Origin of the sequence: [Pantoea] beijingensis, from assembly GCF_022647505.1 — a bacterium.
GTDB classification, from domain to species: domain Bacteria; phylum Pseudomonadota; class Gammaproteobacteria; order Enterobacterales; family Enterobacteriaceae; genus Erwinia; species Erwinia beijingensis.
The window spans coordinates 797,524-822,497 of the sequence record NZ_CP071409.1 but is presented as its reverse complement, the minus strand read 5'-3'; the positions used below and the strand labels follow the sequence as shown (position 1 = coordinate 822,497).

Genomic DNA, 24,974 nt, shown 5'->3' with positions numbered 1-24,974 from the left:
TTAGATCGCCGCATCTTACAAAATTTTACTTTTGTGTTCCCTTCCGAAAACGGCGATAAAATGTCCGCCGGTGTATGATAGCCCTGCATTTAACCCGATAAACAAAAAGGATTTGCTATGTCGAAGCCGGAAAGCGGCCCGCAGCTCCCGACCATCCGCTGGCCGGTGCCGAAAAATAGCCGGGGCGGGGAGTTCAGTAATATCGAGGAGATGCTGGCACATCTGGAGGGTGAGGCTGCCGGGCACTGGCTTATTGGCCGTAATGGTATGTGGCACGGTGGTATCCACATCAGTGATACCACCACACCTTGGTGTGCCCTCAGCGGTCAGGCGATGAATGAGGCAGTTGATTTTCCTGTGCCGTTTCAGGGGGAGCAGGCCGTACGCTGCATGGCTGACGGCGAGGTGGTGGCCTACCGGATTAACCGGGATTACCTCAGCGTGCCGTGGTACTGGGGGGATTTGCACTACTCCGGGTCTTTTGTGTTGGTCCGCCACCGTATACAACCAGGAAAAGCGGCAGAAAGCGGGCTGACCTTTTACACCCTGTATATGCACCTCGCGCCTTGGCTGGCCTACCCGGATCAGCACAGCACGGCGTTTAAGGTGGCAGACGGCCAGCATCTGAATGCGTATGTGGACGTGTCCCGGCAGTGGGTAGCGGCGGAACTGCCATCCGGCACACGGGTAACGTGGGATAAAGCGGTCAGCGTCGACACGATGATCGGGAGCAACGGGCGACAGTATGCACACGTCACGCTGGTGGAGCCGGTTTCGGGTAGCATGAGCCTGAAAACCGGGGATCGTGTATGGACGGTATGCGACAAAGAAAATCTGGTTACGGCCCGCGACAGCGCCACCCGTCCGGCGTGGTGGTTGCCATTCCTGCCGCCGTCACGCGAAACCGTGCAGTTTGATACGGTGGTGTGCCCGACCCCTTACCCGATTAAGGCCGGGGACCCGGTGGGCCATCTGGGCTGGTTTCAGGTGCCCAGCGAGGACGGGCATGAAAAACGCTATCAGGCGCATATCGAATGTCTGACTACGGACGATCTGCCGCACTTCCTGAGCAACCCGGAAGGCGTGGGGCGCGACGCGCCCGTCTTTGCCTGTTGTCCGAAGGGAATACCGGTGTATCTGAAGGTCACCGGCGGGGAAATACAGAAGGGCCTGATAACAACACAGAGCGAAACGGTGATGCCGCTGCCCGGTCAGGCGGTGACGGACAAAGAGGGTAAACGCTACTGGCCGGGTGGTTCGTCGCGCGGACTGCTGGCAGAGTCGGATGTGCAGCTGCTGTCCCGGTACGATCTGGCCGGTCGGGGTTTTGAGACCACAGAAGACAGCCCGGCGAGCTTTGACCATCTCGACGGGAAGACGCAGCCGAAAGGGCTGGTGAAGACGATTTTTGAGCGGTTTTTCAATGTGGCGGACAACGACGGAAAGCCCTACAGCAAGGAGGTTGCGTTCAATTACCGGCAGTTGCTGAACAAGATTGATGACACAAAATCCACCTGGTATTACCCGGAACAGTACCGGCGGGCGGTGCAGAACCCGTCAATGCGCGATCATCTGTACCGTCTGTGCGTGAAGCATCCCTGTGAGTGGTACTACTCGTCGGAAGATCCAATCTGGAAATCTTTCTTATCACCCACGATGAAGAGAGATGCACCGGAATGGTACGCCTACACGGTGAAGGTTCTGACGGACACGCGCTGGATGCACCGGGTGCCGAGCATGGTAGAAAATCAGTGGCATATGCACCCGCTGGTTTTTCTCGATGCTATTAAACCTCAAGTTAAAACTTTAGAAGGTAAGTTGACTTACAACGCTGAAGGAAATGATATTTCATCATCTATATATTATAGCCGGGTTATTCACTGGCCAGGAAATGATCTTTCAGGCGTAACTCTTGGCCGTGGTTATGATATGGGGGATCGTTCTGAGAGTGATGTTTATAATGATATGATTGCATCAGGAATACCTAATTTTCAGGCTATTAAAATATCAAAATGCGCAGGGCTTAAAGGAATTGCTGCTCGTGATTATGTAAGTATTCATAAGAAAGATATAGGAGAGATAACTTTGCAGCAGCAAGAGTCGCTCTTTTCTATTATTTACCCTAAATATGTTGAGCGGGCTATTGTTAATTATAAAAAGTGGATTAATGGTATTTCCAGTGCGAAGCAATGGGAAAGCTTGGATACATCTATCCAAGAAGTGTTGGTCGACTTCGTTTACCAAGGGTTTACCAAAGGACCTAAGCCTATGCTTGCAGGTTCAAATGATAGTAAACAAGAGTTAATTGATTACATACAAAACACACCTGCAATTTCACAATACGAACCAGGTAGACATAGAGTTGATTATTTGGAGGGTAGATAATGAAACGAGCCTTAGCTATTATTTTACTGTATTCGTCATTTTCACATAGTGCAGATGTTTGTCACAATATAACAACATCTGATCAGGTTGCTTTGTGCTCGGAAAGTAAAAAGGATTTAGCTGATAAATTTTTGAACGAGCAATATTCGATGTTGCTATCTAAAGTTAATTCTGCATATATGAATGATGAATCTTTAAAGCAGGAGTTCGTAAACAACATTAAAATTTCCCAGAGGGATTGGATTAAATTTAGGGATTCTAATTGTAAGTTATACTCATTCCAAATAGATAACAAAAGCTCGGCATATCAAACGACCGTCAATGAGTGTGTTGCAAAAATGTCAGAAACCAGAGGGAAGGAGTTGGCTGAGCTTTCTGACAACATATAAGGTATGGAAATAAAATTTAAAAGGATCTTCTTGAGATCCTTTTTTATGATCCTATCCGCGAATAGTGGACACGCGACTAAGTGAGTAAACTCTCAATCAGAGGTGATGTGATGGACGCCCCTTCCCAGCCTAAGTTCTGCCACACTTATGCTGAATGTCTATTCGCAGAGGAACAACATCATGAACTCGATAAAAGTTGTCGGGATCGATTTGGCTAAGTCTGTTTTTCAGGTATGTGTCTGGATGAGTGATGGAACTGTTGCATCCAATCGAAAAATTCCCAGAAATAAACTTTTGGATACCCTTCGCCAGTTTCCAGCTAATACGTTGATTGCAATGGAAGCTTGCGCTACTTCGCATTACTGGGGACGAACCTTCCAGTCAATCGGGCTTCTCGTTCGCCTTATCCCAACCCAACATGTTAAGGCTTTTACCCGTCATCAGAAAAATGATGCTAATGACGCACTGGCGATCTGTGAGGCTGCGCTACGCCCGGGTATCCATTTTGTGACGATAAAAACCGTCGGGCAACAGGATATTAAAGCTCTTCGCAGCGCCCGTCAGCTAATGGTCGAACAACACACGGCGGTGGCAAATCAAGCTCGGGCACTGGCTGCTGAACAGGGGATTGAACTCCCTGTCGGCATTAATATCCTGTCACAACGATTACCTGAAGTTATTGAAGATCCCGCGCTGGATATTTCCCCTGTATTACGCGGTTTACTTTTTTCGTTACTGGAAAACCTTCATTTACTTGATGAGCGCATCCGTTCGACGGAACACAACATTTTGGCTTTATGTCAACAGCTACCAAAATACAAAGTACTGATGACGATTCCGGGAGTAGGACCTCTCATTGCCGCTGCATTTCTTAGTGAGGTCAGAATGGCAGGCAACTCTCTTCCTGGTGCGGTCTTGTACCCGGGCAGCGTAGTTCGGGAGGAAAAAACAACCTGTCCTCAATGACAAAAAATGGAAACCGTGACCTCCGAACGCTGATTATCCATGGGGCACGGTCAGTAATGTTCTGGTCACAGAAGCGCGATGATGCACCGGGAAGCTGGATGAAACATCTTATTGAGCGAAGAGGCAAAATGAAAGCGACGGTGGCATTGGCTAATAAGCTCACACGCATTATCTGGCGATTATTAACAGGAACAGAAAATTTCAATATTAACAAAGCCTTTGCAACAAACTAATTGCCGGTTTTTCTGAAATCGCCATAGTTTAACCGAGTTTGCATACACTGATGAGAAAACGGCAGACCGACCCTGTAAAATTCTGGCGTGAGTTCTGGCAGCAACATACCGGTGAGGTGATAAGGAAACAGGGTGCGGATGACATCATGGCGCAGGAAACCTCTTTCCATACATGACGCCGGATATATGACAGCGAACCGTATCAAATCAGTATTTGCATAACACTGGGCGTCCATATATGACTCATGACAAAACCAGCATCAACCAGCAAAACAGCCTGTAAACAGTACACACCCGAATTCCGCGATGAGGCCCTTAAACTGGCCGAACGCATCGGTGTCGCTGCTGCAGCCCGCAAACTCAGCCTGTATGAATCCCAGCTCTACAACTGGCGCAGCAAACAACAGCAGCAGCTCACATCCAGCGAACGTGAAAACTAACTGGCCGCAGAAAATGCTCGCCTTAAACGCCTGCTGGCTGAGCAGGCAGAGGAGCTGGCCATTCTCTAAAAGGCCGCGACATACTTCGCCAAGCGCCTGAAATGAAGACTGTCTTCATCGATAAACATCAGGCTGAGTTCCGCATCAAAGCCATGTGCCGGGTACTACAGGTTGCCCGCAGCGGCTGGTATGCGTGGCGTCTGCGTCGTCATCGAACGGGACCGCGATAGCAGTTCCGGCTCGTCTGCGATGAGGCTGTCCGTCAGGCATTTACTGAAGCAAAACAACGTTACGGTGCGCCCCGTCTCGCAGACGAGCTGCCGGAATACAACATCAAGACGATAGCCTCCAGCCTGCGCCGTCAGGGCCTGAGGGCAAAAGCCTCCCGCAGCTTCAGCCCGGTCAGCTACCGTGAACATGGTCTGCCTGTGTCAGCAGAACCTGCTGAAGCAGGACTTCAGTGCCAGCGGCCCGGATCAGAAGTGGGCGGGTGACATCACGTACCTTCGCACGGATGAAGGCTGGCTGTATCTGGCAGTAGTCATCGACCTGTGGTCTCGTGCCGTTATCGGCTGGTCGATGTCATCGCGGATGACCGCACAGCTTGCCTGTGATGCGCTGCAGATGGCGCTGTGGCGGCGTAAACGCCCGGAAAATGTCATTGTTCATACGGACCGTGGCGGTCAGTACTGCTCAGCGGACTATCAGGGGCTGCTGAAGCGGCATCATCTGCGGGGCAGCATGAGCGCGAAAGGTTGTTGCTACGATAATGCCTGCGTGGAAAGCTTTTTCCACACGCTGAAAGTGGAATGCATCCACGGAGAACGTTTTGCCAGCCGGGAAATAATGCGGACGACGGTATTTAATTATATCGAGTGTGATTTTCCGTTTTCCAAGTGGCCCCCTTAATCACCGTGTGACAATCAATACAAGGGTGTCAGCGACCACCCGCGGCATCGACAATACTCCCGGTAACCCAGGAGGCCTGGTTCTGTTTAACCGCGCCCTGCGCCAGTGATCAATGCAATATTCATTTTTAGCTCCCATAAAAAAAGCCGGGCGAGCCCGGCCAGTCATACGTTACTGAACACCTGATACCGTGCAGCACGCTTTTTTGCTGCGCCGTTGAACCCTGAATATCGGTGGGTTACTGATACTCACTGATTGGCACACAAGAACAGAACAGATTACGGTCGCCAAATACATCATCCAGACGCTTCACGGTTGGCCAGTATTTATTGTCGCTACCCGCCGGGAAAACCGCCAGTTCGCGGCTGTAAGGGTGCGACCACTCACCAACAATCTCCTTCTGCGTGTGCGGTGCATTGACCAGCGGGTTATCTTCCAGCGGCCATTCCCCTTTCGAAACGCGATCGATCTCCATACGGATCGACAACAACGCATCAATAAAGCGGTCCAGCTCGATCTTGCTTTCCGATTCCGTCGGTTCCACCATCAGCGTTCCCGCCACCGGGAAGGACATGGTCGGCGCATGGAAACCGTAATCGATCAATCGCTTGGCAATGTCCAGCTCACTTATGCCGGTCGCGTCTTTGAGTGGACGAATATCCAGGATACATTCATGTGCCACACGCCCATCACGGCCGGTGTAGAGGATCGGGTAAGCTGACTGCAAACGTGTCGCAATATAGTTGGCATTAAGGATAGCGACCGAGCTTGCCTGCTTCAGGCCTTCGGCGCCCATCATACGAATATACATCCAGCTAATAGGCAGAATGGATGCACTGCCAAACGGTGCTGCAGAAACCGCACCTTGCTGCGTCAGTACGCCATCAATTTGCACCACGCTGTGACCCGGAACAAACGGGGCCAGATGGGCTTTGACGCCAATCGGTCCCATACCAGGCCCACCGCCGCCGTGAGGGATACAGAAAGTTTTATGCAAATTAAGATGGGAAACATCCGCACCAATATAACCCGGTGTGGTGATACCCACCTGAGCATTCATATTGGCGCCATCGAGGTAAACCTGGCCGCCAAACTGATGAACAATTTGGCAAACTTCACGGATGGTTTCTTCATAAACGCCGTGCGTTGAGGGATAAGTCACCATAATGCACGACAGTTTATCGCCCGCCTGCTCCGCTTTCTGACGCAAATCTTGCAGGTCGATATTGCCCTGTTTGTCGCAAGCCACCACCACTACGTCCATCCCTGCCATTTGTGCCGAGGCTGGGTTAGTCCCGTGTGCCGAGCTGGGGATCAGGCAGATATGGCGCTCGGCCTCATTGCGGCTTTCATGATAGCGACGGATAGCCAGCAGGCCCGCGTATTCGCCCTGCGCGCCGGAGTTCGGCTGCATGCAGAGCGCATCATAACCTGTGAGTTGCACCAACCACTGTGACAGTTGGCCAATCATCTGCAGATAGCCGGTCGCCTGATCCGCCGGACAGAACGGATGTAAGCCCGCAAACTCAGGCCAGGTAATCGGGATCATCTCTGCCGCCGCGTTCAACTTCATGGTGCAGGAGCCCAGCGGGATCATCGCCTGGTTCAGCGCTAAATCTTTACGCTCCAGGCTATGCATATAACGCATCATCTCAGTTTCACTGTGATAACGGTTGAATACAGGGTGGGTAAGAATCTCATCTTTACGCAGCAATTCAACCGCCAGAGAATCGCTGCTGGCTGATAATACCGCGTCAAGCGCGTCAATATCCTGACCGTGATTGTCACCTGATAAAATGGCAAACAGGGCCACAATATCTTCCCGCGTCGTGGACTCATCCAGCGTAATTCCGACCGCATGGTGGATATCCGTACGCAGGTTAACACCAAAGCTCAGCGCACGATTGATCACTGCGGCCTTGTCGTCTACCTCAACCGTTAAGGTATCGAACCAGCGGGTATGACGCAGTTTCAGACCACTTTTTTTCAGACCGGCCGCCAGGATATCAGTCAGCCGATGAATACGACTGGCAATACGTTTCAGGCCGGTCGGACCATGATAGACCGCATACAAACTGGCGATATTGGCTAACAATACCTGTGAGGTACAGATATTCGAGTTGGCCTTTTCACGGCGGATATGCTGCTCGCGGGTTTGCATTGCCATACGCAGTGCCGTATTGCCCGCAGCATCACGTGATACGCCAATAATACGTCCCGGCATTGACCGTTTGTGCTCATCGCGTGCCGCGAAGAAGGCCGCATGGGGTCCGCCATAACCCATGGGTACGCCAAAGCGCTGTGCAGAACCAAATACGATATCAGCACCCTGTTTGCCCGGCGCTTCCAGCAGCACCAGCGACATAAAATCTGCGGCAACGCTGACCACAACCTTGCGACTTTTCAGCTCAGCAATTAGCGCGTTGTAGTTGTGAACTTCCCCGGTGGTGCCGACATACTGTAACAACACTCCGAAGAGATCCTGATGATCCAGCGCTTTCTCTGGCGAATCTACCAGTACCTCAAAACCAAAGGTGGCAGCACGCGTGCGCACCACATCCAGCGTTTGAGGATGGATATCATCGGCCACAAAAAACTTATTGGCATTTTTCAGTTTACTGACGCGCTTTGCCATCGCCATCGCTTCAGCGGCAGCAGTTGCTTCATCGAGCAGCGAAGCCGAGGCGATATCCAGCCCCGTCAGGTCAAGCGTCACCTGCTGAAAGTTAAGCAATGCCTCAAGACGGCCCTGAGAGACTTCCGGCTGATAAGGAGTATAAGCCGTATACCAGCCTGGATTCTCCAGCATATTGCGCAAAATCACTGGCGGCGTCAGCACCGAGGTATAGCCCATCCCGATATAAGACTTATAGACCTGATTCTGGCTGGCAATGGCTTTCAGCTCGGCCAGCGCCTGATGTTCGGTCAGGGCATCGCCAATCGCCGGCGGCCCGGGTAACTGAATGTCGGCGGGTACAATCGAAGCGATCAGATCGCGTAACGAACTGGCGCCGGTTGCTGCCAGCATTGCATTCTGTTGTTCCTGTGATGGGCCGATATGGCGGTCAATAAAGGCACCGTTGTGTTCAAGCTGGCTGAGAGTCTGGGTCATTAGCGGAAAATCCTGATGTTGAATAGCAGGGGCAGCGCCGCCAAATGCGCTAACGCTAGCGGCTCTGCCCGTTCGGGTACACGCAGCGCTGTATTCCCGAAATGGCAAATAAGATCGTCAGTTACTCATCAATACTGGCTTTATACGCATCGGCATCCAGCAGAGAATCGAGTTCAGATTCATCGCTGGGCTTAATTTTAAATAACCACCCGTCAGCGTAAGGTGCACTGTTAACCAATTCAGGCGAACCTTCCAGCGCCGTGTTGACGGCGACAATTTCGCCGCTGACGGGTGCATAGATGTCAGACGCTGCTTTAACGGACTCAGCTACCGCGCAATCATCACCCTGAGCGTAGCTATTGCCCACATCAGGCAGATCGACGAAAACCATATCACCGAGCAACTCTTGTGCATGCTCGGTGATACCGACGGTGTAAGTACCGTCGGTTTCTTTACGCACCCACTCATGGCTATCACGGTATTTCAGCTCATTTGGTACATTGCTCATCGTCACACTCTCCAGAATTAGAAAAAGTTACTGAGCGACCGGCTTACCGGCGCGCACAAAAATAGGTTTAGTGACACGTACCGGCATTTCGCGGTTACGAATCTGTACGACTGCATTATCACCAATGCTTGCAGGTACGCGCGCCAGTGCAATGCTACAGCCCAGTGTCGGAGAGAATGACCCGCTGGTGATGACGCCCTGCTGCAGATTACCCTGCTCATCAGTGAAACTGACCGGCAGAGCGTTACGCAGTACGCCTTTTTCCGTCATAATCAAACCAACCAGCTTGTCCGTGCCTTTCTGACGCAGGCTTTCCAGTGCTTCGCGACCGATAAAATCACGATCGGCAGGTTCCCAACTTATCGTCCAGCCCATATTGGCCGCCAGAGGAGAGATACTTTCATCCATCTCCTGGCCATACAGATTCATCCCCGCTTCTAAACGCAGCGTATCACGTGCACCCAAGCCAGCAGGCTTGACATCGGCGGCCAGCAGCCTCTGCCAAAATTCGACCGCCCGCTCTTTCGGCAGCGCTATTTCATAACCGGCTTCGCCGGTATAGCCGGTTGTCGCGATGAACAGTTCCCCCGCCTGCACGCCGAAGAAGGGCTTCATGCCGCTTACGGCCTTACGCTGCCCCTCATCAAACAGAGACTGCGCTTTATGCTGTGCATGGGGCCCCTGAATGGCAATGAGAGCCAGATCGTCGCGCTCCGTAAGCGCGACACCAAAGCGTTCTGCATGATGGCCGATCCAGGCGAGATCTTTTTCACGGGTTGCGGAATTCACCACTAAGCGGAAATGGTCTTCTGACATGAAATAGACAATGAGATCGTCAATGACACACGCAGAAGCATTAAGCATGCCGGAGTAGAGTGCTTTACCTGGCTGGGTCAGTTTGGCGACATCATTCGCCAACAGATAACGTAGAAATTCGCGGGTGCGTGCACCGTGCAAATCAACAATGGTCATGTGGGAGACATCAAACATTCCAGCATCATGACGAACCGCATGATGCTCATCCATTTGCGAGCCATAGTGTAATGGCATCATCCAACCATGAAAATCCACCATACGCGCACCGCAAGCCTGATGCTGTTCAAACAAAGGAGTCTGCTGAGTCATATCAATCCTGTGTATACCCGTCGTATCTCAAGCTACAGGTTTAGTGGCTGCCAGACCTTTAGCTGGCCAATTAGCGGCTAATGCTGCCCAAGCCGCTAAATGGGTTTCCCCCTATTTCGCCATCGCCCTGCAACCCGAATTCTTTAGGGTGTATAAGCGAGTTGTTCAGATGTTCCTTCCTATTTCACGCTGCAAATGAATTGCTTTGCCTGCGAGCTTAGCCCCTCCGCCACAGCGCAAACTACTCGGGTTCTGGTCGCGCTTTTATTCATCAAAGCATCCGACGCAAACGTTCTCTTTCATCTGAAGTTATCACCGAATGCAGTAATTAACCATAAGCTGTACGAGGGTGAAACGAGGTTGCACCATTACAACGCGCCAATGATATTGCAGAATTTTTAACTAAAAAAATGTGCCACATGGCACACAAATGACAACAAAACGCTAACAATTCAGGTTAATGATAAAGAAATAAAGCTAAAGAGATAAATAATCTGGTGAGCGAAAGTGTTTATGCATAAAAAATTTTAATGCGAAAATGTAGGTTAAATTAGAATATTTCAAATGATGGCAGGAATGGTGCAACATCATGCACCATCAAGGTAGATGCGCCTCTGAAATCGGGCTTGCCAAAAGCGTATGCAGGTGATGATACGTACATAAAAAAAGCGTCCGCACGTAGAACGTACGGACGCAGCACAGATTACATAGTTAAGACCAGAGCAGCGTTGCGCCTACCTCAACCATTCAGGTAAATCATGCAATCCCATTGCCTGTTTCAACAGCCGGGGTTTAATACCCGGCAACGTGTCGACCATCTTAAGTCCGACATCACGTAGCAGTTTCTTTGCAGGATGATTACCGGCAAACAACTCGCGAAACCCCTGCATACCCGCCAACATTAATGCAGCGCTGTGTTTACGGCTACGCTCGTAGCGGCGTAGATAAAGATGCTGCCCAATATCCTTTCCTTGTTGGTGCAGGCGTTTAATTTCGCCAATCAGTTCAGCAGCATCCATAAAGCCGAGATTGACGCCCTGCCCCGCTAATGGATGCACAGTGTGGGCAGCATCACCGACCAGCGCCAGGCGGTGAGCGGCAAAGCTGCGGGCATAGCGCCCCATTAACGGAAAGGTCTGACGTTCACTTTCCAACTGACACAACCCCAAACGCATATCAAAGGCGACGGAAAGCTGTTGATTAAATATATCATCAGGCATTGATTGCAGTCGGCTGGCTTCCTGCGGGGCAACCGACCAGACAATTGAACAGAGATGAGGGTCGCTCAACGGTAAAAAAGCGAGAATACCCTCACCGTGAAACACCTGACGCGCTACGGCATCATGCGGCTGTTCAGTCCGAATATTGGCCACCAATGCATGGTGATCGTAATCCCAAAATGTGAGTGGAATATCGGCTTTATTGCGCAACCAGGAATTGGCACCATCGGCAGCAATCAGCAAACGGGCGCTGAGCATACTGCCATCCTGCAGCGTAACAAACGCTTCGTTATCACCAAATGCTACCTGCTGCAATTGGGCGGGTGAAATTAAGGTGATATCACTCAGTTGACCCGCTTTTTGCCACAGCGCCTGATGGATCACCTGATTTTCGATGATATGGCCGAGATGCGGTAACCCCTGCTGCTCATCGTCAAAGTTAATATGGCCAAAGCTATCGCGATCCCATACCTCCATACCATGATAAGCGCTTGCCCGAAGCGCAAGTATCGCCGACCAGACATCAAGATGTCGTAATAGCCGCTCACTGGCCGCGTTAATTGCTGAAACGCGCAGGCCGGGTGCTGCAGTACGATCGATCTCTTGCGGCAAAGATTGCTCTAAAACCGCCACGCGCAGGCCGCTACCGTGCAATCCGCAAGCAACCGCGAGGCCGACCATTCCGCCACCGGCAATTGCTACGTCAAAAGTTTGCATTCAATCCCTCTTCTCAGCGCGCCACCCAGCCGAGCGTACGCTCAGCCAGAATATTGCGCATCAGCGGTAAATTATCCATCGCCATTAAGCCAAGGTTACGTCCGACAACCAGCGGCCCGTAACGATTGGCAAACAACCGTACCAGACCATCGGTAATACCAATCGTGGCCTGGCGATCCGGCTCACGGCGCTGTTGATAATGCTGTAATACGCCAAAGCTCCCCACATCCTGCTGCTGGCGATGTGCCGATGCTAAGGTTTCAGCCAGTGACATGACATCGCGCAGCCCAAGGTTAAACCCCTGACCAGCAATAGGATGAAGCGTTTGCGCCGCATTTCCAACCACGGCCAGCCGATGCGTAACGTTGCGCAGGGCCGTTTGCAGCGCCAGTGGATAGCTGAAACGCTGTCCGACATGGGTGATTTTGCCCAATCGCCAGCCAAATGCCTGTTGTAATTCACGCAAAAAAACCGCATCACTCCAGCCATCCACCCGACCTTTATGCGCCAGCGGATGACACCAGACCAGCGAGCAGCGCTCATCCGACATTGGCAATAGCGCAAGTGGGCCATGCGGGGTGAAACGTTCAAAAGCGCGGCCCTGATGCGGCAGTTGAGTTGATACGTTAGCAATAACGGCAACCTGCTGATACGCATCGCTCTGCCACTGAATACCGCACGAGGCGGCCAGCTTCGAACGCGTTCCATCCGCCGCTACCAGTAGGCTGGCATTAAGCTGTTCACCACTATCCAGCGTGACCGCCACCGACTGTAACGAGCGCGTAATTTGGTGCGCTGATGCCGGACAACGCAGCGTCACGCCCGGAGCCCGTTTTAATAGCGCGAATAGCCGCTGCCCGACATCATGTAACTCAACCACATAACCCAGAGCCGACACGCCATAATCCCTGGCGTCCAGCGAAACAGCGCCGACATGGCCACGATCGCTAACATGAACCTGGTTAATCGGCGTGGCACACTCCACCAGCGAAGGCCAAACATTGATGGCCGACAGTTGACGGCAGGTCCCTTCCGCCAGCGCTATCGCGCGACCATCATATCCTGGATGATTGCGTTTATTCGGTTCGCTGGCTTCAATTAATGTGACTGGCAAACTGCCCTGCGTCAGATGCGATATCGCCAGCGCCAGCGTCGCGCCCGTCATTCCGCCACCTGCAATAATTATGCTCATTATGCGTGTGCCGCCGCCATTAACGATTCAATTGCATCCGCATCTTTCACTACGCTGGCGGTCAGATTTTCATTGCCCGTCTCAGTAATAACAATGTCATCTTCAATACGGACGCCAATACCGCGGTATTGCGCTGGAACATCGGCATCCGGGGCAATATACAGGCCGGGTTCTACGGTTAGCACCATGCCCGGTTCAAGGATACGTCCCCGATCCGGAGTGCCATAATGCCCCACATCATGCACATCCAGCCCCAGCCAATGACTCAGTCCATGCATATAAAACTGGCGGTGTGCCATCTCGGCGATCAGTTGATCGATATCGCCCTTCATAACGCCGAGTTCAACGAGACCAGTGACCATTATACGTACGACTTCATCGTTGACTTCGCGGATGCTAATCCCCGGAGCAAAAAGCGTCAGAGACTTATTAAGCGATGCGAGAACGATATCGTAAATAGCGCGCTGCGCAGCAGTAAATTTACCATTAACCGGAAACGTTCGGGTGATATCCCCCGCGTAGCCATGAAGTTCACAACCGGCATCAATCAGTACCAGATCGCCATCACGCAGAGTGGATTCATTCTCGGTGTAGTGCAAAATGCAGCCGTTTTCTCCCCCGCCAACGATGGTGTTATAAGCTGGGAAACGCGCGCCGTGGCGATTAAATTCATGCTGGATTTCACCTTCCAACTGATATTCATACATGCCCGGTCGGCATGCCTCCATCGCCCGCGTATGCGCCAGTGCGCTAATCTCTCCGGCTCGACGCATAATGGCAAGTTCTTCCGGCGATTTAAACAGGCGCATTTCGTGCACCCACGGACGCCAGTCAGTCAGCGTATCCGGTGCCTGCATATTTTGCCGGAAACCACGACGCAGTTTTTCCAGAGCGCCAAAAACGATAGCATCCGCGCCTGCGTATTCCCCCTGTGCATGGTACACCGCGTCCAGGCCATTCAGTAATAGCGGTAGCTGTTCAGCGATACCATCAAAAGGGAGTGCCCGATCGACGCCCAGTTTTTCCGGCGCGGCATCCTGACCCAAACGGCGACCGGACCAGATCTCTGCATTTTTATCACGCGTACGATTAAACAGGACGCTGTGGTTATGGGTGTCATCACTTTTGATCAATACCAGCACGGCTTCAGGCTCGTTGAAGCCGGTGAAGTACCAGAAATCACTGTTTTGACGGTAGGGATATTCACTATCGGCGCTACGCGTAACTTCTGGCGCAGCAAAGATCACCGCAGCGCTGGCGGGGGCCATTCTGGAAAGCAGTGCCTGACGGCGCTGTAAGAACGCAGGTAGATTGATCACGTAAGACTCCCTGTTAAATTGACGTCTATTCAAGCGTAGAACATAGCATCGCTGCGGGCGATCAGTCGCCAGTTGCTGTCTGTATATGCCTGAAAATCAGGCAGCATGCCGGTGAGCCCTGCATACAAAATCACTCAAGCTATATCACGGCGGTCAATCTGCCCGCCCCGGGAACAAAAGATAAATACTGTGTTCGGGGAGACGCAGGGCACTGCTGACAGAACGCAACGTGAAGCATGACCTGTAATTAGTGTAGCGTCGGCTTCTGTATCTCCGGCGCGGTGACCACGGGACGCGTAAACGTATCATGGCACAGGAGCGCGGCGACACGCACATACTCGATAATCTCTTCCAGCGACTGCTCCAACTCTTCCTGATCTTCGTCTTCGTCGTAACCCAGTTGCGCAATGGTACGAAGATCGTCAATCGCCTCACCGGTTTCACCCGTTATTTTATCCAGTTTTGGCTGAGTCACACCGAGCCCTAGCAGGAAATGATTCACCCAGCCAGCCAGCGCATCAGCGCGGTCAAATACCGTGATATCGTCATCTTCGGGTAGATAAAGCTGGAAGAGAAAACCCTCATCTTCCAGCGTGTCGCTAAGGCTTTGATGTAACTGCTGCAATGGCTGTGATAGCGCCTGTGAGAACGCCAGGCCTTCGTTGGTCAGATCGTGAACCAGTGTTTGCCAGCTGCGATCCTGGTTACCGCCGCACAAGATACCGCTAATCAAACCATGCATTTCAGCCGGCGTCATACCGGTGCCCTGCTGCGTGAGGGCTGAAGCCAGAGTGTTATAATCTGGCATTGTGTTCTGTATAGACATACGTATTCATCATCGTTGGCAGGATAAGTTCGTGTTATGCTACCACCAGGTGCCTCGACGATTCCAGAAAGGGCTTGTTTCTTCTCTTTGGGGTATATATAGTGGCGCCCCTCCCTGCCCTCTGAGTGGCAAGGGCGAATGCGGGCGCAGTAATCAGTCAGGAAGGTGGCATGTCTGCACAACCGGTAGATATTCAAATTTTTGGCCGTTCATTGAGAGTGAATTGTCCGCCTGAACAGCAAGATGCGCTGAACATGGCTGCAGAAGATCTTAATCAACGGTTGCAAGATTTAAAAGTTCGCACTAGAGTCACAAATACAGAGCAACTGGTGTTCATTGCGGCATTAAATATTTGCCATGAACTGGCGCAGGAAAAAGTCAAAACACATGACTATGCGGCTAACATGGAACAACGCATACGGATGTTGCAACAGACCATTGAACAAGCATTGCTTGAGCAAGGTCGCATATCTGAACGTCAGGGTGCAAAGTTCGAATAACACTTCATGGTTAGCTGTGATACAGTAACGGTGAAGTAAATTTTCTCTGAGATGTTTGCAAGCGGGCCAGTCCCCTGAGCCGATATTTCATACCAACAGAATGTGGCGCTCCGCAACCTGTGTGCATGCTCGGTCCGTCCGAGAAGCCTGATGGTTACGACGACACATTCACCTTGAACCAAGGGTTCAAGGGTTACAGCCTGCTGCGGCATCTCGGAGATTCCCTTCTTTAAAAACGGCTACCCCGTTTCAGCCTTCGGGCGTATTGTTATCGCAACGAGTTCCTTATGACAGCGCTTACTCTGTTAAATCGACAGGACATTCGTCAGCATGTACGTCATCTGCGACGTGCACTTACTCAAGAACAGCAACAGCTAGCCGCACAGCAAGTGGCTGAACGTGCACTTCACTTTTCCCCCATTCAGCAGGCAGAACACATTGCCCTGTTTCTTTCCGTTGATGGTGAACTGAATACCCATCCGCTTATCGCTGCGCTGTGGCAACAAAAGAAAAAAGTGTATCTGCCGGTACTACATCCGTTTGCGCATGGGCAATTGCTTTTTATCCGCTATGATCCAGATACACCGCTCACACCTAATCGCCTGCGCATTCCGGAGCCTCAGCTGAATATTTTGCACCTCATCCCACTGAGCCAACTGGACGTTGTTGTCGTGCCTCTGGTGGCTTTTGATTTTCGGGGGCAACGCTTAGGGATGGGGGGAGGATTTTATGACCGAACCCTACAAAACTGGCAGCAACATAACCTGTTACCGGTCGGCATCGCGCATGATTGTCAGCACGTGACACAATTACCGGTGGCGGAATGGGATGTACCGCTTCCGGCGGTGATCACGCCTTCGACGATCTGGCAATGGTGAAAGCAGGATGCTGAATGAATAAAAAAGAGGAGCCGTATTTGCTCCTCTCTTGCCTATTCACCCATACGATCAGTACAGCAAACGCGCACGCGTTGTACCAGGAATCGCTTTCATCAGCTGCAACGCCTTGTCCGCGACCTCGTGAGAAGCATCGATATCGATAACCACATAGCCAATTTGCGGTGTAGTTTGCAGATACTGGGCCGCGATATTGATCCCTTGCTCGGCAAAAATTTGGTTAATTGCCGTCAGAACCCCGGGGCGATTTTCATGGATATGTAGCAGACGGCTTACATTATTGCCATGCATTGGCAGTGACGCCTCCGGGAAGTTCACCGCAGAGAGCGTAGAACCGTTATCCGAATACTTCGCCAGTTTGCCTGCCACCTCAATACCGATGTTTTCCTGCGCTTCCTGAGTCGACCCACCGATATGCGGCGTCAGAATCACGTTATCGAATTCACATAGCGGTGAACTGAAGGGATCGGTATTGGTTTCAGGCTCTACCGGGAACACGTCAATTGCCGCTCCGGCCAAATGCTTATTAGCTAACGCTTCGCACAACGCAGGAATATCCACAACGGTACCGCGTGCCGCATTGATAAGCAGTGCACCCGGCTTCATCAGCGCCAGTTCCTGAGCACCCATCATATTTTGCGTAGAGGCCGTTTCCGGCACATGCAAACTGACAATATCGCTCATATTAAGCAGATCAGAAAGGTGGCGAACCTGGGTGGCATTCCCCAGCGGGAGTTTATTTTCAATATCGTAGAAGAAAACGTGCATGCCAAGGCTTTCCGCCAGTACGCCAAGCTGCATACCGATATGCCCATAGCCAATGATACCGAGCTTTTTACCACGCGCTTCATAAGAACCGACTGCCAGCTTATTCCAGATACCGCGATGGGCCTTGGCGTTGGCTTCCGGAATGCCACGCAGCAGCAGTAACAGCTCGCCGATGACCAGTTCAGCAACAGATCGGGTATTGGAAAAAGGCGCATTGAAAACCGGGATCCCGCGCATGGCCGCCGCAGTCAGGTCAACCTGATTCGTTCCGATACAAAAACAGCCCACCGCAATCAGTTTATCTGCGGCAGCAAAAATATCTTCTGTCAGTTGCGTACGCGAACGGATGCCAATGAAATGCGCATCACGGATGGATTCTTTCAGTGACTCGCTGTCCAGCGCGCCCTTATGGAATTCGATGTTGGTATAGCCTGACGCACGCAAATTATCCAACGCGCTCTGGTGAACACCTTCCACCAGCAGGAATTTAATTTTGTCTTTCTCCAGTGATACCTTTGCCATTTCCCGACCTTATTTTGCAGACTTCAGATGTGACTCGCTTGCCCGGTATCTTTCACGATACTGCCGGCATTTCCCCGTATTCAACACAGACAATCGTTTGCCTGGAACATATGAGATAACCGCCTGGCTGCATCCCGGATACGAGCGGGTATAAGCCAGCCTTCTGCCAAAATATCAAAAATTACGCCCGCGGCAACACAAAGGATTGTTTTACTGCCTGCATATCGGCGTTATGACGCCAGGCATCACGGGAGAATATACCGGGGCAATCTCACTGCTCAGTACGATAGCGCATCAGGTCAAAGCTATGTGATATAAGTCACTAAATTTAACCTGATGCAGAAAAGATATTTTTTATCGAAATTATTGTACCGGCCAGGCAATCAAATGGGAGATTCTCTCCGTCAAACGCCAACTGCGTCAGAGCGATAAAATTCCCTGATAACAGTTAGCCGCGATAAACCTTAACGCCGGACGCAGTACCAATGAGTGCAACATCTGCAGCACGATTAGCAAACAACCCAACAGTAACAACACCTGCGAGAGCATTGATCGCTTTTTCTAACGCGATCGGTTCCATAATCTGTAAGTTATACACATCCAGAATGATGTTACCGTTATCGGTTACTACATTTTGTCGGTATTCAGGTCGTCCACCCAGCTTAACTAATTCCCTTGCAACATAGCTGCGAGCCATCGGGATCACCTCAACAGGTAGAGGAAAACGTCCCAAAATATCAACACGCTTAGACTCGTCAGCGATACAGATGAACGTATCCGCCACCGCCGCGATAATTTTTTCCCGTGTAAGCGCCGCACCGCCCCCCTTGATCATTTCCATCTGATGGTTAATTTCATCGGCGCCATCAACATAAATCGATAATGCATCAATCTCATTCAGATCAAACACCTGAATGCCCAGATGCTTCAGCTTCGCCGTGGAATCTTCCGAGCTGGAAACCGCACCTTCAATCTGATGCTTTATCGATCCCAACGCATCGATAAAATGAGCGGCGGTAGACCCCGTCCCAACGCCCACAACCGTACCGGGCTTCACATAATCCAGAGCCGCCCATCCAACCGCTTTTTTAAGTTCATCCTGCGTCATGGTATTTTTAAACCTGTTCTGCACGTAAGTGTGGTTAGTATATACCCTAAATAATTCAAGTTGCAGGTTCATCATCCTTCAGGATCTGGGCCGGAATAAACGACTGACGTGGCCAGATGCGCGATTAGCGCGCCATATTTAGCTAAACACTCTTCTGAAAAGTCGGTTTGTGTGAAAATACGCTTCGCGTCAGCCATCGGCCCGCGCCGATGCAACTTCAACTTTTTAAGGTATAGTGCAGACACCATCGCTGAAGGAGGATATAAAAACTAATGAAACGCCCGGATTATCGAACGCTTCAGGCGCTGGATTCTGTGATTCGCGAACGCGGTTTTGAGCGTGCCGCGCAAAAGCTGTGTATTACCCAATCTGCCGTTTCACAGCGGATCAAACAGCTGGAAAATATGTTTGGCCAGCCCCTACTGGTTCGAACCGTACCGCCACGGCCAACCGAACAGGGACAGAAACTGCTGGCGTTACTACATCAGGTCGAGTTACTGGAAGAAGAGTGGCTGGGCGATGAGAACGGTGGGACTACGCCGCTACTGCTGTCGCTAGCGGTCAACGCCGACAGCCTTGCTACATGGCTGCTGCCTGCGCTAAAAACGGTCCTCACTGACTCGCCGGTACGGCTTAATCTCCAGGTTGAGGATGAAACCCGCACCCAGGAACGCCTGCGCCGTGGTGAAGTCGTTGGTGCGGTTAGTATTCAACCACAGCCGCTGCCAAGCTGCCTGGTTGATCGTTTAGGTGCACTGGACTATTTGTTTGTTGGTTCGAAAGACTTTGCTGACCGTTATTTCCCAAACGGGGTCACCCGCTCCGCGTTACTTAAAGCGCCAGCCGTTGCTTTCGACCACCTTGATGATATGCACCAGGCTTTTCTGCAGCAAAATTTTGACCTTTCTCCCGGTAGCGTCCCTTGCCATATCGTTAACTCTTCAGAGGCATTCGTGCAGCTGGCACGCCAGGGGTCAACCTGCTGTATGATCCCGCATTTGCAGATAGAAAAAGAGTTAGCCAGCGGCGAACTGATCGACCTGACACCAGGTCTGCTGCAGCGCCGCATGCTTTACTGGCATCGTTTTGCCCCGGAGAGCCGTCTGATGCGCAGAGTAACCGATGCCCTCTTAGCACATGGTCACCGCGTACTCCGCCAGGATACAGCATAAAAAAAGCCGGAAATTCCCGGCTTAAGCAAAAAGATAACGCAGGCGCCAATGCCCAAACAACTCGGGCTGGCGGGCTTGTGACGAAAAAATATTTTGTCAGCCGCCCGCTCTGGCAGCGTTATTGATTACGCTGGATTTCGAACACTACATCCACTTTATCGTCAAAATGGATGCTCTGTTTTTCATAGGTTTCAGCAGCAGATGCCATGGGCGCTGCATCAGCGGATTTATACATACGGGCAATCGGCATCGGTTGGTAGTTCGCTACGTGGTAGCGAATACTGTAAACCGGGCCCAGCTTCGCATTAAAACCTTCCGCCAGCACCGCAGCCTGCTGTGTTGCATTATCAATAGCCGCTTTACGCGCCTTATCTTTATAGGCATCCGGGTTGGCCACACCCAACTCAACAGAACCAATTTCATTCAAACCTGACTTGAGTGCGCCATCCAGCAGATCGTTTAATTTATCTAACTGACGCAGGGTAACCTCAACCTGGCGTACTGCACGGTAACCTTTAAGTATTGATTTCCCTTCTTTGGTGTAATCATACTCAGGCTGAGTGCGCAAATTGGCTGCATCGATATCTTTTTTCTCAATGCCATTTTTTTGCAGGAAGTCAAAATACTGAGCCACCCGCGTATCTGCCTGTTTTTTGGCTTCTGCTGCATCTTTTGACGAAACATTAACCTCAATAGACAGCGTCGCAATATCCGGCGTAGCATCAACGCTCGCCTGCCCGGACGTGACAACATGCGGCCCATTTGGCAACTCATCTGCCTGCGCAGCGAACGGTAATGCTGCGCTCCCCACTAATGCGGCTAAAGCCAGTGCTTTAAATTTCACCTGAGGTCCTCCTTGAAGACATATTAAGATTCTGTTTACTCTGAAAACAGCTACGGCAAATACAGCTCAGTGTATTACTCGCCCTTCGATAGCCTAACCGCATCGGCATACTCCAAACGGTCAGCCGACCCAGGCAACGTCAAGCATAGCGAATTACGTTAAACGTCAATATGCGTGCTTCTCTGAGTTTTCTTTCCGACAAAAGTTCTTTTTACTCATCGATTTTACTCTACCTGATATCGTTGGCAGGCCAGTAATCCGACTCAAATAATCCATTACATCAATGAAGCCCAGCAATACTCTGAAGGGCCAGTCGGACGGCAATCCCCCACATCACCAATCCCACAAGCATATTTATAATGCGCTGAGCATTATGCCTGCGTAGCCGTGGTGAGAGCCAGGACGCCAGAAGCGCTAAACCAAAGAACCACAGAGCAGAGGCGCTGATCGTACCCAGAGCGAACCATCGCCTTGCTTCAGCCGGGAGTTGTCCTCCCAGGCTGCCCAGCACCACAAATGTGTCCAGATAAACATGCGGGTTCAGCCAGGTCACTGCCAGCATGGTGAAAATAATACGCCAGCGTCCTGGTATCAGGATCGTTTCGTCCGCGATCGCAATATCGCCACTTACAGCAGCACGTAATGCGCTCCAGCCGTACCATAATAGAAACGCCACCCCACCCCATGTAATAATGTTCAGCAACAGGAGTGACTGATGCAGGAGGGCACTTCCACCGAAGATACCTGCGCAAATTAGCATGACATCACTCAACGTGCACAGACTCGCTGTCATCAAGTGATACTGCCGCTTTATCCCCTGATTCATGACAAACGCATTTTGTGGTCCAAGCGGCATGATAAGCGCAGCACCCAACATAATGCCTTGAAAATAAACTATTAACACAGTATGCCCCCGACATTTAATCCGATGCCGGGGAGTTTACCGGGAATTAATTATTAGCGGAAACTTTAAAATTTAATGCACCATTAACCAAACTAATGTACCGACCATGTAATTCTGGCCCGCCATGATTAGGCTTCAGTACGCGGAATCTCAGGTGTAGCTGGCGTCTGTTCAGCGGATTTATTGTGATGCAAGTGCACATCCATTTGTGGATAAGGGATGCCAATATTTTTACTGTCCAGGGTCCGTTTGAAATTGGCCATCAGGTCCCAGTAAACGCTTTGCAAGTCACTGCTTTTGCTCCAGCAGTACACCACAAAGTTTAGTGATGAGGGTGCCATTTCTTTCAGCCCAATCAGAATACCTCGATCCTGAATAACCCGATCATCGGCTTTCACCACATCAAGCAGCAGTTGCTTCACTTCATCCACATCCGCATCATAGGCCACTCCAATCGTGAACTCATTGCGGCGTACTGGCTCACGCGAGTAGTTAATAATATTGCCTGCGATGATTTTGCCGTTTGGCACAACAACAATACAGCCATCAGCGCTGCGCAGCGTAGTCGAGAAAATCTGCACGTTGATTACGGTACCGCTCACCCCACCCAGATCGACATACTCACCGGTACGGAACGGACGGAAGGTCACCAATAAAACCCCTGCGGCCAGGTTCGACATAGAGCCTTGCAGTGCAAGAGCAACCGCAAAACCGGCGGCTGCCAACGCGGCGATGACTGACGCTGTTTGCACTCCAACACGACCTAACGCAGCGATCAGGGTAAAAGCAATGATGCCATAACGAACCAGTGCGGAGAGGAAATCAGCGACCGTTGCATCAAGCTTTCTCGCGACTAACAGCTTGTTAATGCCATTCGAAACTACGCGCGCCACAATAAAGCCAATAACGATAATGACAATCGCGGCCACGATATTGACCACATAACTGAGCAGCAACGCCTGGTTACGCACCAGCCAACCGCCCGCGTTGTTAATACCATCGACCACGTTTAAATCTTCCATATAGTAACCCTATAGTGAACCCCAACGGGAAATGACCTCATATTGTCAGTAAATTCTGACAACCCTCGGTGAAGCGTACTCAAAAATCGGTGTACTGCCAAATCGGTATGAGGCGGGGGCCTGTAACGAAACAAGCCAGCGGCAATGCTGGCTTGTCTATTGATGCGGATATTTTTTTATGACAAAAAGTTACAACAGCGCCACTTTCACAGCAGCCCGGGCAATATCCAGATCCTGTTCCATCGTTGCGCCAGAAACACCAATCGCGCCGAGAAAGCGCTGCTGCTTATCATAAATCACCACGCCGCCACCTATTCCTATTAACCCGCCATTGCTGTTCTCAAGCGAGTAAGCTGGCGCACCCGGAATAAAATTGGCGCCAACACAATGGCTATCGTCCTGAAACAACGCTGCCGTCTTAGCTTTACGCTGCGCAATATCGATGGTCGCCAGAAATGTTCCATCCATCCGTATAAAAGCTAACGGGTGCGCGGCATCATCAAGAATGCTGATACAAACCGGCGGATAGTTGTGCTTCGCAATAAATGCTCTGGCTTCGGCAATAATGGATTCAGCCATCGCTAACGTGAGTTTCACCTGTTGATATTCCTGTTGTTATCATTAGCACAGGGCATCAGCGTGAGTCGCTGATGCCCGGATTCTTAACGTTGCTTACGGCTGTCGGCTAACGCCCATCCATGAATAAGCAACCCACCTATCGCCAGCAATGCGCCAACCCAACCGGTCGAGGACCAGCCCATACCGGCAGAGATGGTGATCCCCCCCAACCATGCTCCCAATGCGTTGGCAACATTAAATGCGGAGTGGTTCATTGCTGCCGCCAGCGTTTGTGCATCTCCGGCAACATCCATTAAACGCGTCTGTAATACCGCAGAGAGCGCAACGATAGTGCCAATCAGCAGAATATTTATCGGCCCTATCCACGCGCTATGTGCGGTAAAGGTGTAAGCCCCCAGAATTAACGCAGCCCAAATAAGCACCCGGCGGATAGTCGGCTCCATTGCCCGATCGCCCAACTTCGCGCCGATAATGTTGCCACTAATCATGCCCACGCCAAAAAGTGCCAGAACCACGGGAATAAGACTTTCCGGTAAATGAGCCAGTTCCAGCATGGCGGGCTTCACATAGCTGAAAACAGAAAACAGGCCGCCGGTTCCGATGGCACCAATCCCCAACGTCAGCAATACCTGTTTGCGTTTAAACGCAGACAATTCACGCAGCGGACTGGCCGACTTATCTCCCGGTTGATAGGGCACCCACAGATACACCAGCAACATCGTCAGCACGCCGAGTGCGCCAACAATGGCAAAAGCCGAACGCCAGCCAAACAATTGGCCAATCGCCGCCACCATCGGTACACCCAGCAGTGTGGCAACCGTCAATCCCATCAACACCATCGCAACGGCTTGAGTACGCCGCCGCCGATCGACCAGACTGGCTGCCACCAATGCAGCTACGCCGAAAAAAGCGCCGTGCGGAAAGCCCGCCATAAAACGGGCGGCCGCCATCGTCATAAACGTTGGCGCATAGCTGCTGAGTAAATTACCAATGGAGAACAATCCCATCAGGATCATCAAAAAGTTGCGGCGAGGCCAGCGTGCGCCCAGTACCGCCAGCAGGGGAGCACCAATAACAACACCCAACGCATAGATGCTAATTAAGTGTCCGGCATCGGGTATGCTGATATTAAGTCCTTTTGCCGCATCGGGGAGTAGCCCCATAATGACAAATTCGCCGGTACCAATCGCAAATCCCCCCATCCCCAAGGCAAACAGCGCTTTACGATAACCCGGCTGATAGCTGTCCGTAGATTGATCAAGAACCGGTTCATCCGGCGAGAGTTGTTGTTCAGTCAATGTCATAAGTATGTTTCAGT

Annotated in this window: 19 protein-coding genes, 1 other RNA gene and 2 pseudogenes; 8 read left to right on the top strand and 14 right to left on the bottom strand. The window is 51.3% G+C overall.

The features are described 5' to 3' along the window. Positions 1-117 precede the first annotated feature (117 nt). From J1C60_RS03745 to J1C60_RS03730, 4 genes and pseudogenes are all read left to right on the top strand, one after another. On the top strand, positions 118-2,385 hold the full coding sequence (locus tag J1C60_RS03745) for a lysozyme family protein (protein WP_206612517.1): 2,268 nt from the start codon (positions 118-120) through the stop codon (positions 2,383-2,385). Continuing rightward, positions 2,385-2,774, top strand: coding sequence for a lysozyme inhibitor LprI family protein (locus J1C60_RS03740; RefSeq protein ID WP_128178174.1), 390 nt, complete (start codon positions 2,385-2,387; stop codon positions 2,772-2,774). The genes J1C60_RS03745 and J1C60_RS03740 overlap by 1 nt, the downstream gene beginning before the upstream one ends. A 180-nt stretch (positions 2,775-2,954) precedes the next feature. Then, positions 2,955-3,973: pseudogene (locus tag J1C60_RS03735) on the top strand (IS110 family RNA-guided transposase). A gap of 245 nt (positions 3,974-4,218) precedes the next feature. After that, positions 4,219-5,322 (top strand): annotated as a pseudogene (locus J1C60_RS03730) (IS3 family transposase). A 238-nt stretch (positions 5,323-5,560) separates the two neighbouring features. Here J1C60_RS03730 and gcvP read toward each other — a convergent pair. The 7 genes from gcvP to J1C60_RS03695 all read right to left on the bottom strand — a co-directional run bounded on the left by gcvP (position 5,561) and on the right by J1C60_RS03695 (position 15,341). Next, positions 5,561-8,434 carry an aminomethyl-transferring glycine dehydrogenase gene (gene gcvP, locus J1C60_RS03725; RefSeq protein ID WP_128178172.1) on the bottom strand — a complete coding sequence of 958 codons (2,874 nt, stop codon included), beginning with the start codon at positions 8,432-8,434 and terminating at the stop codon, positions 5,561-5,563. 121 nt (positions 8,435-8,555) lie between these two features. Continuing rightward, a complete protein-coding gene (gcvH, locus tag J1C60_RS03720; protein WP_128178170.1) occupies positions 8,556-8,942 on the bottom strand; it encodes a glycine cleavage system protein GcvH in 387 nt (128 codons plus the stop codon). A gap of 27 nt (positions 8,943-8,969) precedes the next feature. Beyond that, positions 8,970-10,067, bottom strand: a complete 1,098-nt coding sequence (gene gcvT, locus J1C60_RS03715) for a glycine cleavage system aminomethyltransferase GcvT (RefSeq protein WP_128178168.1) — start codon at positions 10,065-10,067, stop codon at positions 8,970-8,972. 734 nt (positions 10,068-10,801) lie between these two features. After that, positions 10,802-12,004, bottom strand: coding sequence for an FAD-dependent 2-octaprenylphenol hydroxylase (gene ubiI / locus J1C60_RS03710; protein ID WP_128178167.1), 1,203 nt, complete (start codon positions 12,002-12,004; stop codon positions 10,802-10,804). Positions 12,005-12,017: 13 nt separating this feature from the next. Beyond that, on the bottom strand, positions 12,018-13,196 hold the full coding sequence (gene ubiH, locus J1C60_RS03705; RefSeq protein ID WP_128178165.1) for a 2-octaprenyl-6-methoxyphenyl hydroxylase: 1,179 nt from the start codon (positions 13,194-13,196) through the stop codon (positions 12,018-12,020). Next, positions 13,196-14,515, bottom strand: a complete 1,320-nt coding sequence (gene pepP, locus J1C60_RS03700) for a Xaa-Pro aminopeptidase (RefSeq protein ID WP_128178163.1) — start codon at positions 14,513-14,515, stop codon at positions 13,196-13,198. The genes ubiH and pepP overlap by 1 nt, the downstream gene beginning before the upstream one ends. 247 nt (positions 14,516-14,762) lie before the next feature. After that, on the bottom strand, positions 14,763-15,341 hold the full coding sequence (locus J1C60_RS03695; protein WP_128178161.1) for a YecA/YgfB family protein: 579 nt from the start codon (positions 15,339-15,341) through the stop codon (positions 14,763-14,765). 170 nt (positions 15,342-15,511) lie between these two features. Here J1C60_RS03695 and zapA point away from each other — a divergent pair, with 170 nt between their 5' ends. The 3 genes from zapA to J1C60_RS03680 all read left to right on the top strand — a co-directional run bounded on the left by zapA (position 15,512) and on the right by J1C60_RS03680 (position 16,719). Further along, entirely contained in the window at positions 15,512-15,841 is a 330-nt protein-coding gene (gene zapA, locus J1C60_RS03690; RefSeq protein ID WP_128178159.1) for a cell division protein ZapA, read from the top strand. Between the two features lie 40 nt (positions 15,842-15,881). Continuing rightward, positions 15,882-16,065, top strand: a non-coding RNA gene (gene ssrS / locus J1C60_RS03685) — 6S RNA. Positions 16,066-16,128: 63 nt separating this feature from the next. After that, positions 16,129-16,719: a 5-formyltetrahydrofolate cyclo-ligase gene (locus J1C60_RS03680; RefSeq protein ID WP_128178157.1), complete on the top strand. Its 591-nt coding sequence runs from the start codon at positions 16,129-16,131 to the stop codon at positions 16,717-16,719. A gap of 69 nt (positions 16,720-16,788) precedes the next feature. On the opposite strand, the gene serA is transcribed toward J1C60_RS03680, so the two are convergent. Next, positions 16,789-18,027 (bottom strand): phosphoglycerate dehydrogenase, encoded by a 1,239-nt coding sequence (gene serA, locus J1C60_RS03675; protein ID WP_128178155.1) that lies wholly within the window; start codon positions 18,025-18,027, stop codon positions 16,789-16,791. A 448-nt stretch (positions 18,028-18,475) separates the two neighbouring features. Continuing rightward, positions 18,476-19,135 (bottom strand): ribose-5-phosphate isomerase RpiA, encoded by a 660-nt coding sequence (gene rpiA, locus J1C60_RS03670; protein WP_128178153.1) that lies wholly within the window; start codon positions 19,133-19,135, stop codon positions 18,476-18,478. A gap of 272 nt (positions 19,136-19,407) precedes the next feature. On the opposite strand from rpiA, the gene J1C60_RS03665 reads away from it, so the two are divergent. Next, a complete protein-coding gene (locus J1C60_RS03665; protein WP_128178151.1) occupies positions 19,408-20,307 on the top strand; it encodes a LysR family transcriptional regulator ArgP in 900 nt (299 codons plus the stop codon). Between the two features lie 118 nt (positions 20,308-20,425). Here J1C60_RS03665 and J1C60_RS03660 read toward each other — a convergent pair whose 3' ends face one another. The 5 genes from J1C60_RS03660 to J1C60_RS03640 form a co-directional block, all read right to left on the bottom strand. Continuing rightward, positions 20,426-21,151: an oxidative stress defense protein gene (locus tag J1C60_RS03660; protein WP_128178150.1), complete on the bottom strand. Its 726-nt coding sequence runs from the start codon at positions 21,149-21,151 to the stop codon at positions 20,426-20,428. Between the two features lie 280 nt (positions 21,152-21,431). After that, a complete protein-coding gene (gene argO, locus J1C60_RS03655; RefSeq protein ID WP_128178148.1) occupies positions 21,432-22,055 on the bottom strand; it encodes an arginine exporter ArgO in 624 nt (207 codons plus the stop codon). 128 nt (positions 22,056-22,183) lie between these two features. Then, the gene (gene mscS, locus J1C60_RS03650; RefSeq protein WP_128178146.1) at positions 22,184-23,077 is read right to left on the bottom strand and encodes a small-conductance mechanosensitive channel MscS; all 894 of its coding nucleotides are present in this window, start codon (positions 23,075-23,077) and stop codon (positions 22,184-22,186) included. Positions 23,078-23,266: 189 nt separating this feature from the next. Continuing rightward, a complete protein-coding gene (locus J1C60_RS03645) occupies positions 23,267-23,674 on the bottom strand; it encodes a GlcG/HbpS family heme-binding protein (protein WP_206612515.1) in 408 nt (135 codons plus the stop codon). A gap of 65 nt (positions 23,675-23,739) precedes the next feature. Then, complete coding sequence (locus J1C60_RS03640; protein ID WP_128178144.1) at positions 23,740-24,960, bottom strand: MFS transporter; 1,221 nt, start codon at positions 24,958-24,960, stop codon at positions 23,740-23,742. Positions 24,961-24,974 lie beyond the last annotated feature (14 nt).

Excerpts from the sequence above, each read along its gene's own strand:
- J1C60_RS03745 (WP_206612517.1), top strand. The coding sequence starts at position 118 with ATGTCGAAGCCGGAAAGCGGCCCGCAGCTCCCGACCATCCGCTGGCCG.
- gcvH (WP_128178170.1), bottom strand. The coding sequence starts at position 8,942 with ATGAGCAATGTACCAAATGAGCTGAAATACCGTGATAGCCATGAGTGG.
- ubiI (WP_128178167.1), bottom strand. The coding sequence starts at position 12,004 with ATGCAAACTTTTGACGTAGCAATTGCCGGTGGCGGAATGGTCGGCCTC.
- J1C60_RS03640 (WP_128178144.1), bottom strand. The coding sequence starts at position 24,960 with ATGACATTGACTGAACAACAACTCTCGCCGGATGAACCGGTTCTTGAT.
- serA (WP_128178155.1), bottom strand. The coding sequence starts at position 18,027 with ATGGCAAAGGTATCACTGGAGAAAGACAAAATTAAATTCCTGCTGGTG.
- J1C60_RS03695 (WP_128178161.1), bottom strand. The coding sequence starts at position 15,341 with ATGTCTATACAGAACACAATGCCAGATTATAACACTCTGGCTTCAGCC.
- gcvT (WP_128178168.1), bottom strand. The coding sequence starts at position 10,067 with ATGACTCAGCAGACTCCTTTGTTTGAACAGCATCAGGCTTGCGGTGCG.
- ubiH (WP_128178165.1), bottom strand. The coding sequence starts at position 13,196 with ATGAGCATAATTATTGCAGGTGGCGGAATGACGGGCGCGACGCTGGCG.
- J1C60_RS03740 (WP_128178174.1), top strand. The coding sequence starts at position 2,385 with ATGAAACGAGCCTTAGCTATTATTTTACTGTATTCGTCATTTTCACAT.
- J1C60_RS03680 (WP_128178157.1), top strand. The coding sequence starts at position 16,129 with ATGACAGCGCTTACTCTGTTAAATCGACAGGACATTCGTCAGCATGTA.
- gcvP (WP_128178172.1), bottom strand. The coding sequence starts at position 8,434 with ATGACCCAGACTCTCAGCCAGCTTGAACACAACGGTGCCTTTATTGAC.
- zapA (WP_128178159.1), top strand. The coding sequence starts at position 15,512 with ATGTCTGCACAACCGGTAGATATTCAAATTTTTGGCCGTTCATTGAGA.
- mscS (WP_128178146.1), bottom strand. The coding sequence starts at position 23,077 with ATGGAAGATTTAAACGTGGTCGATGGTATTAACAACGCGGGCGGTTGG.
- rpiA (WP_128178153.1), bottom strand. The coding sequence starts at position 19,135 with ATGACGCAGGATGAACTTAAAAAAGCGGTTGGATGGGCGGCTCTGGAT.
- J1C60_RS03665 (WP_128178151.1), top strand. The coding sequence starts at position 19,408 with ATGAAACGCCCGGATTATCGAACGCTTCAGGCGCTGGATTCTGTGATT.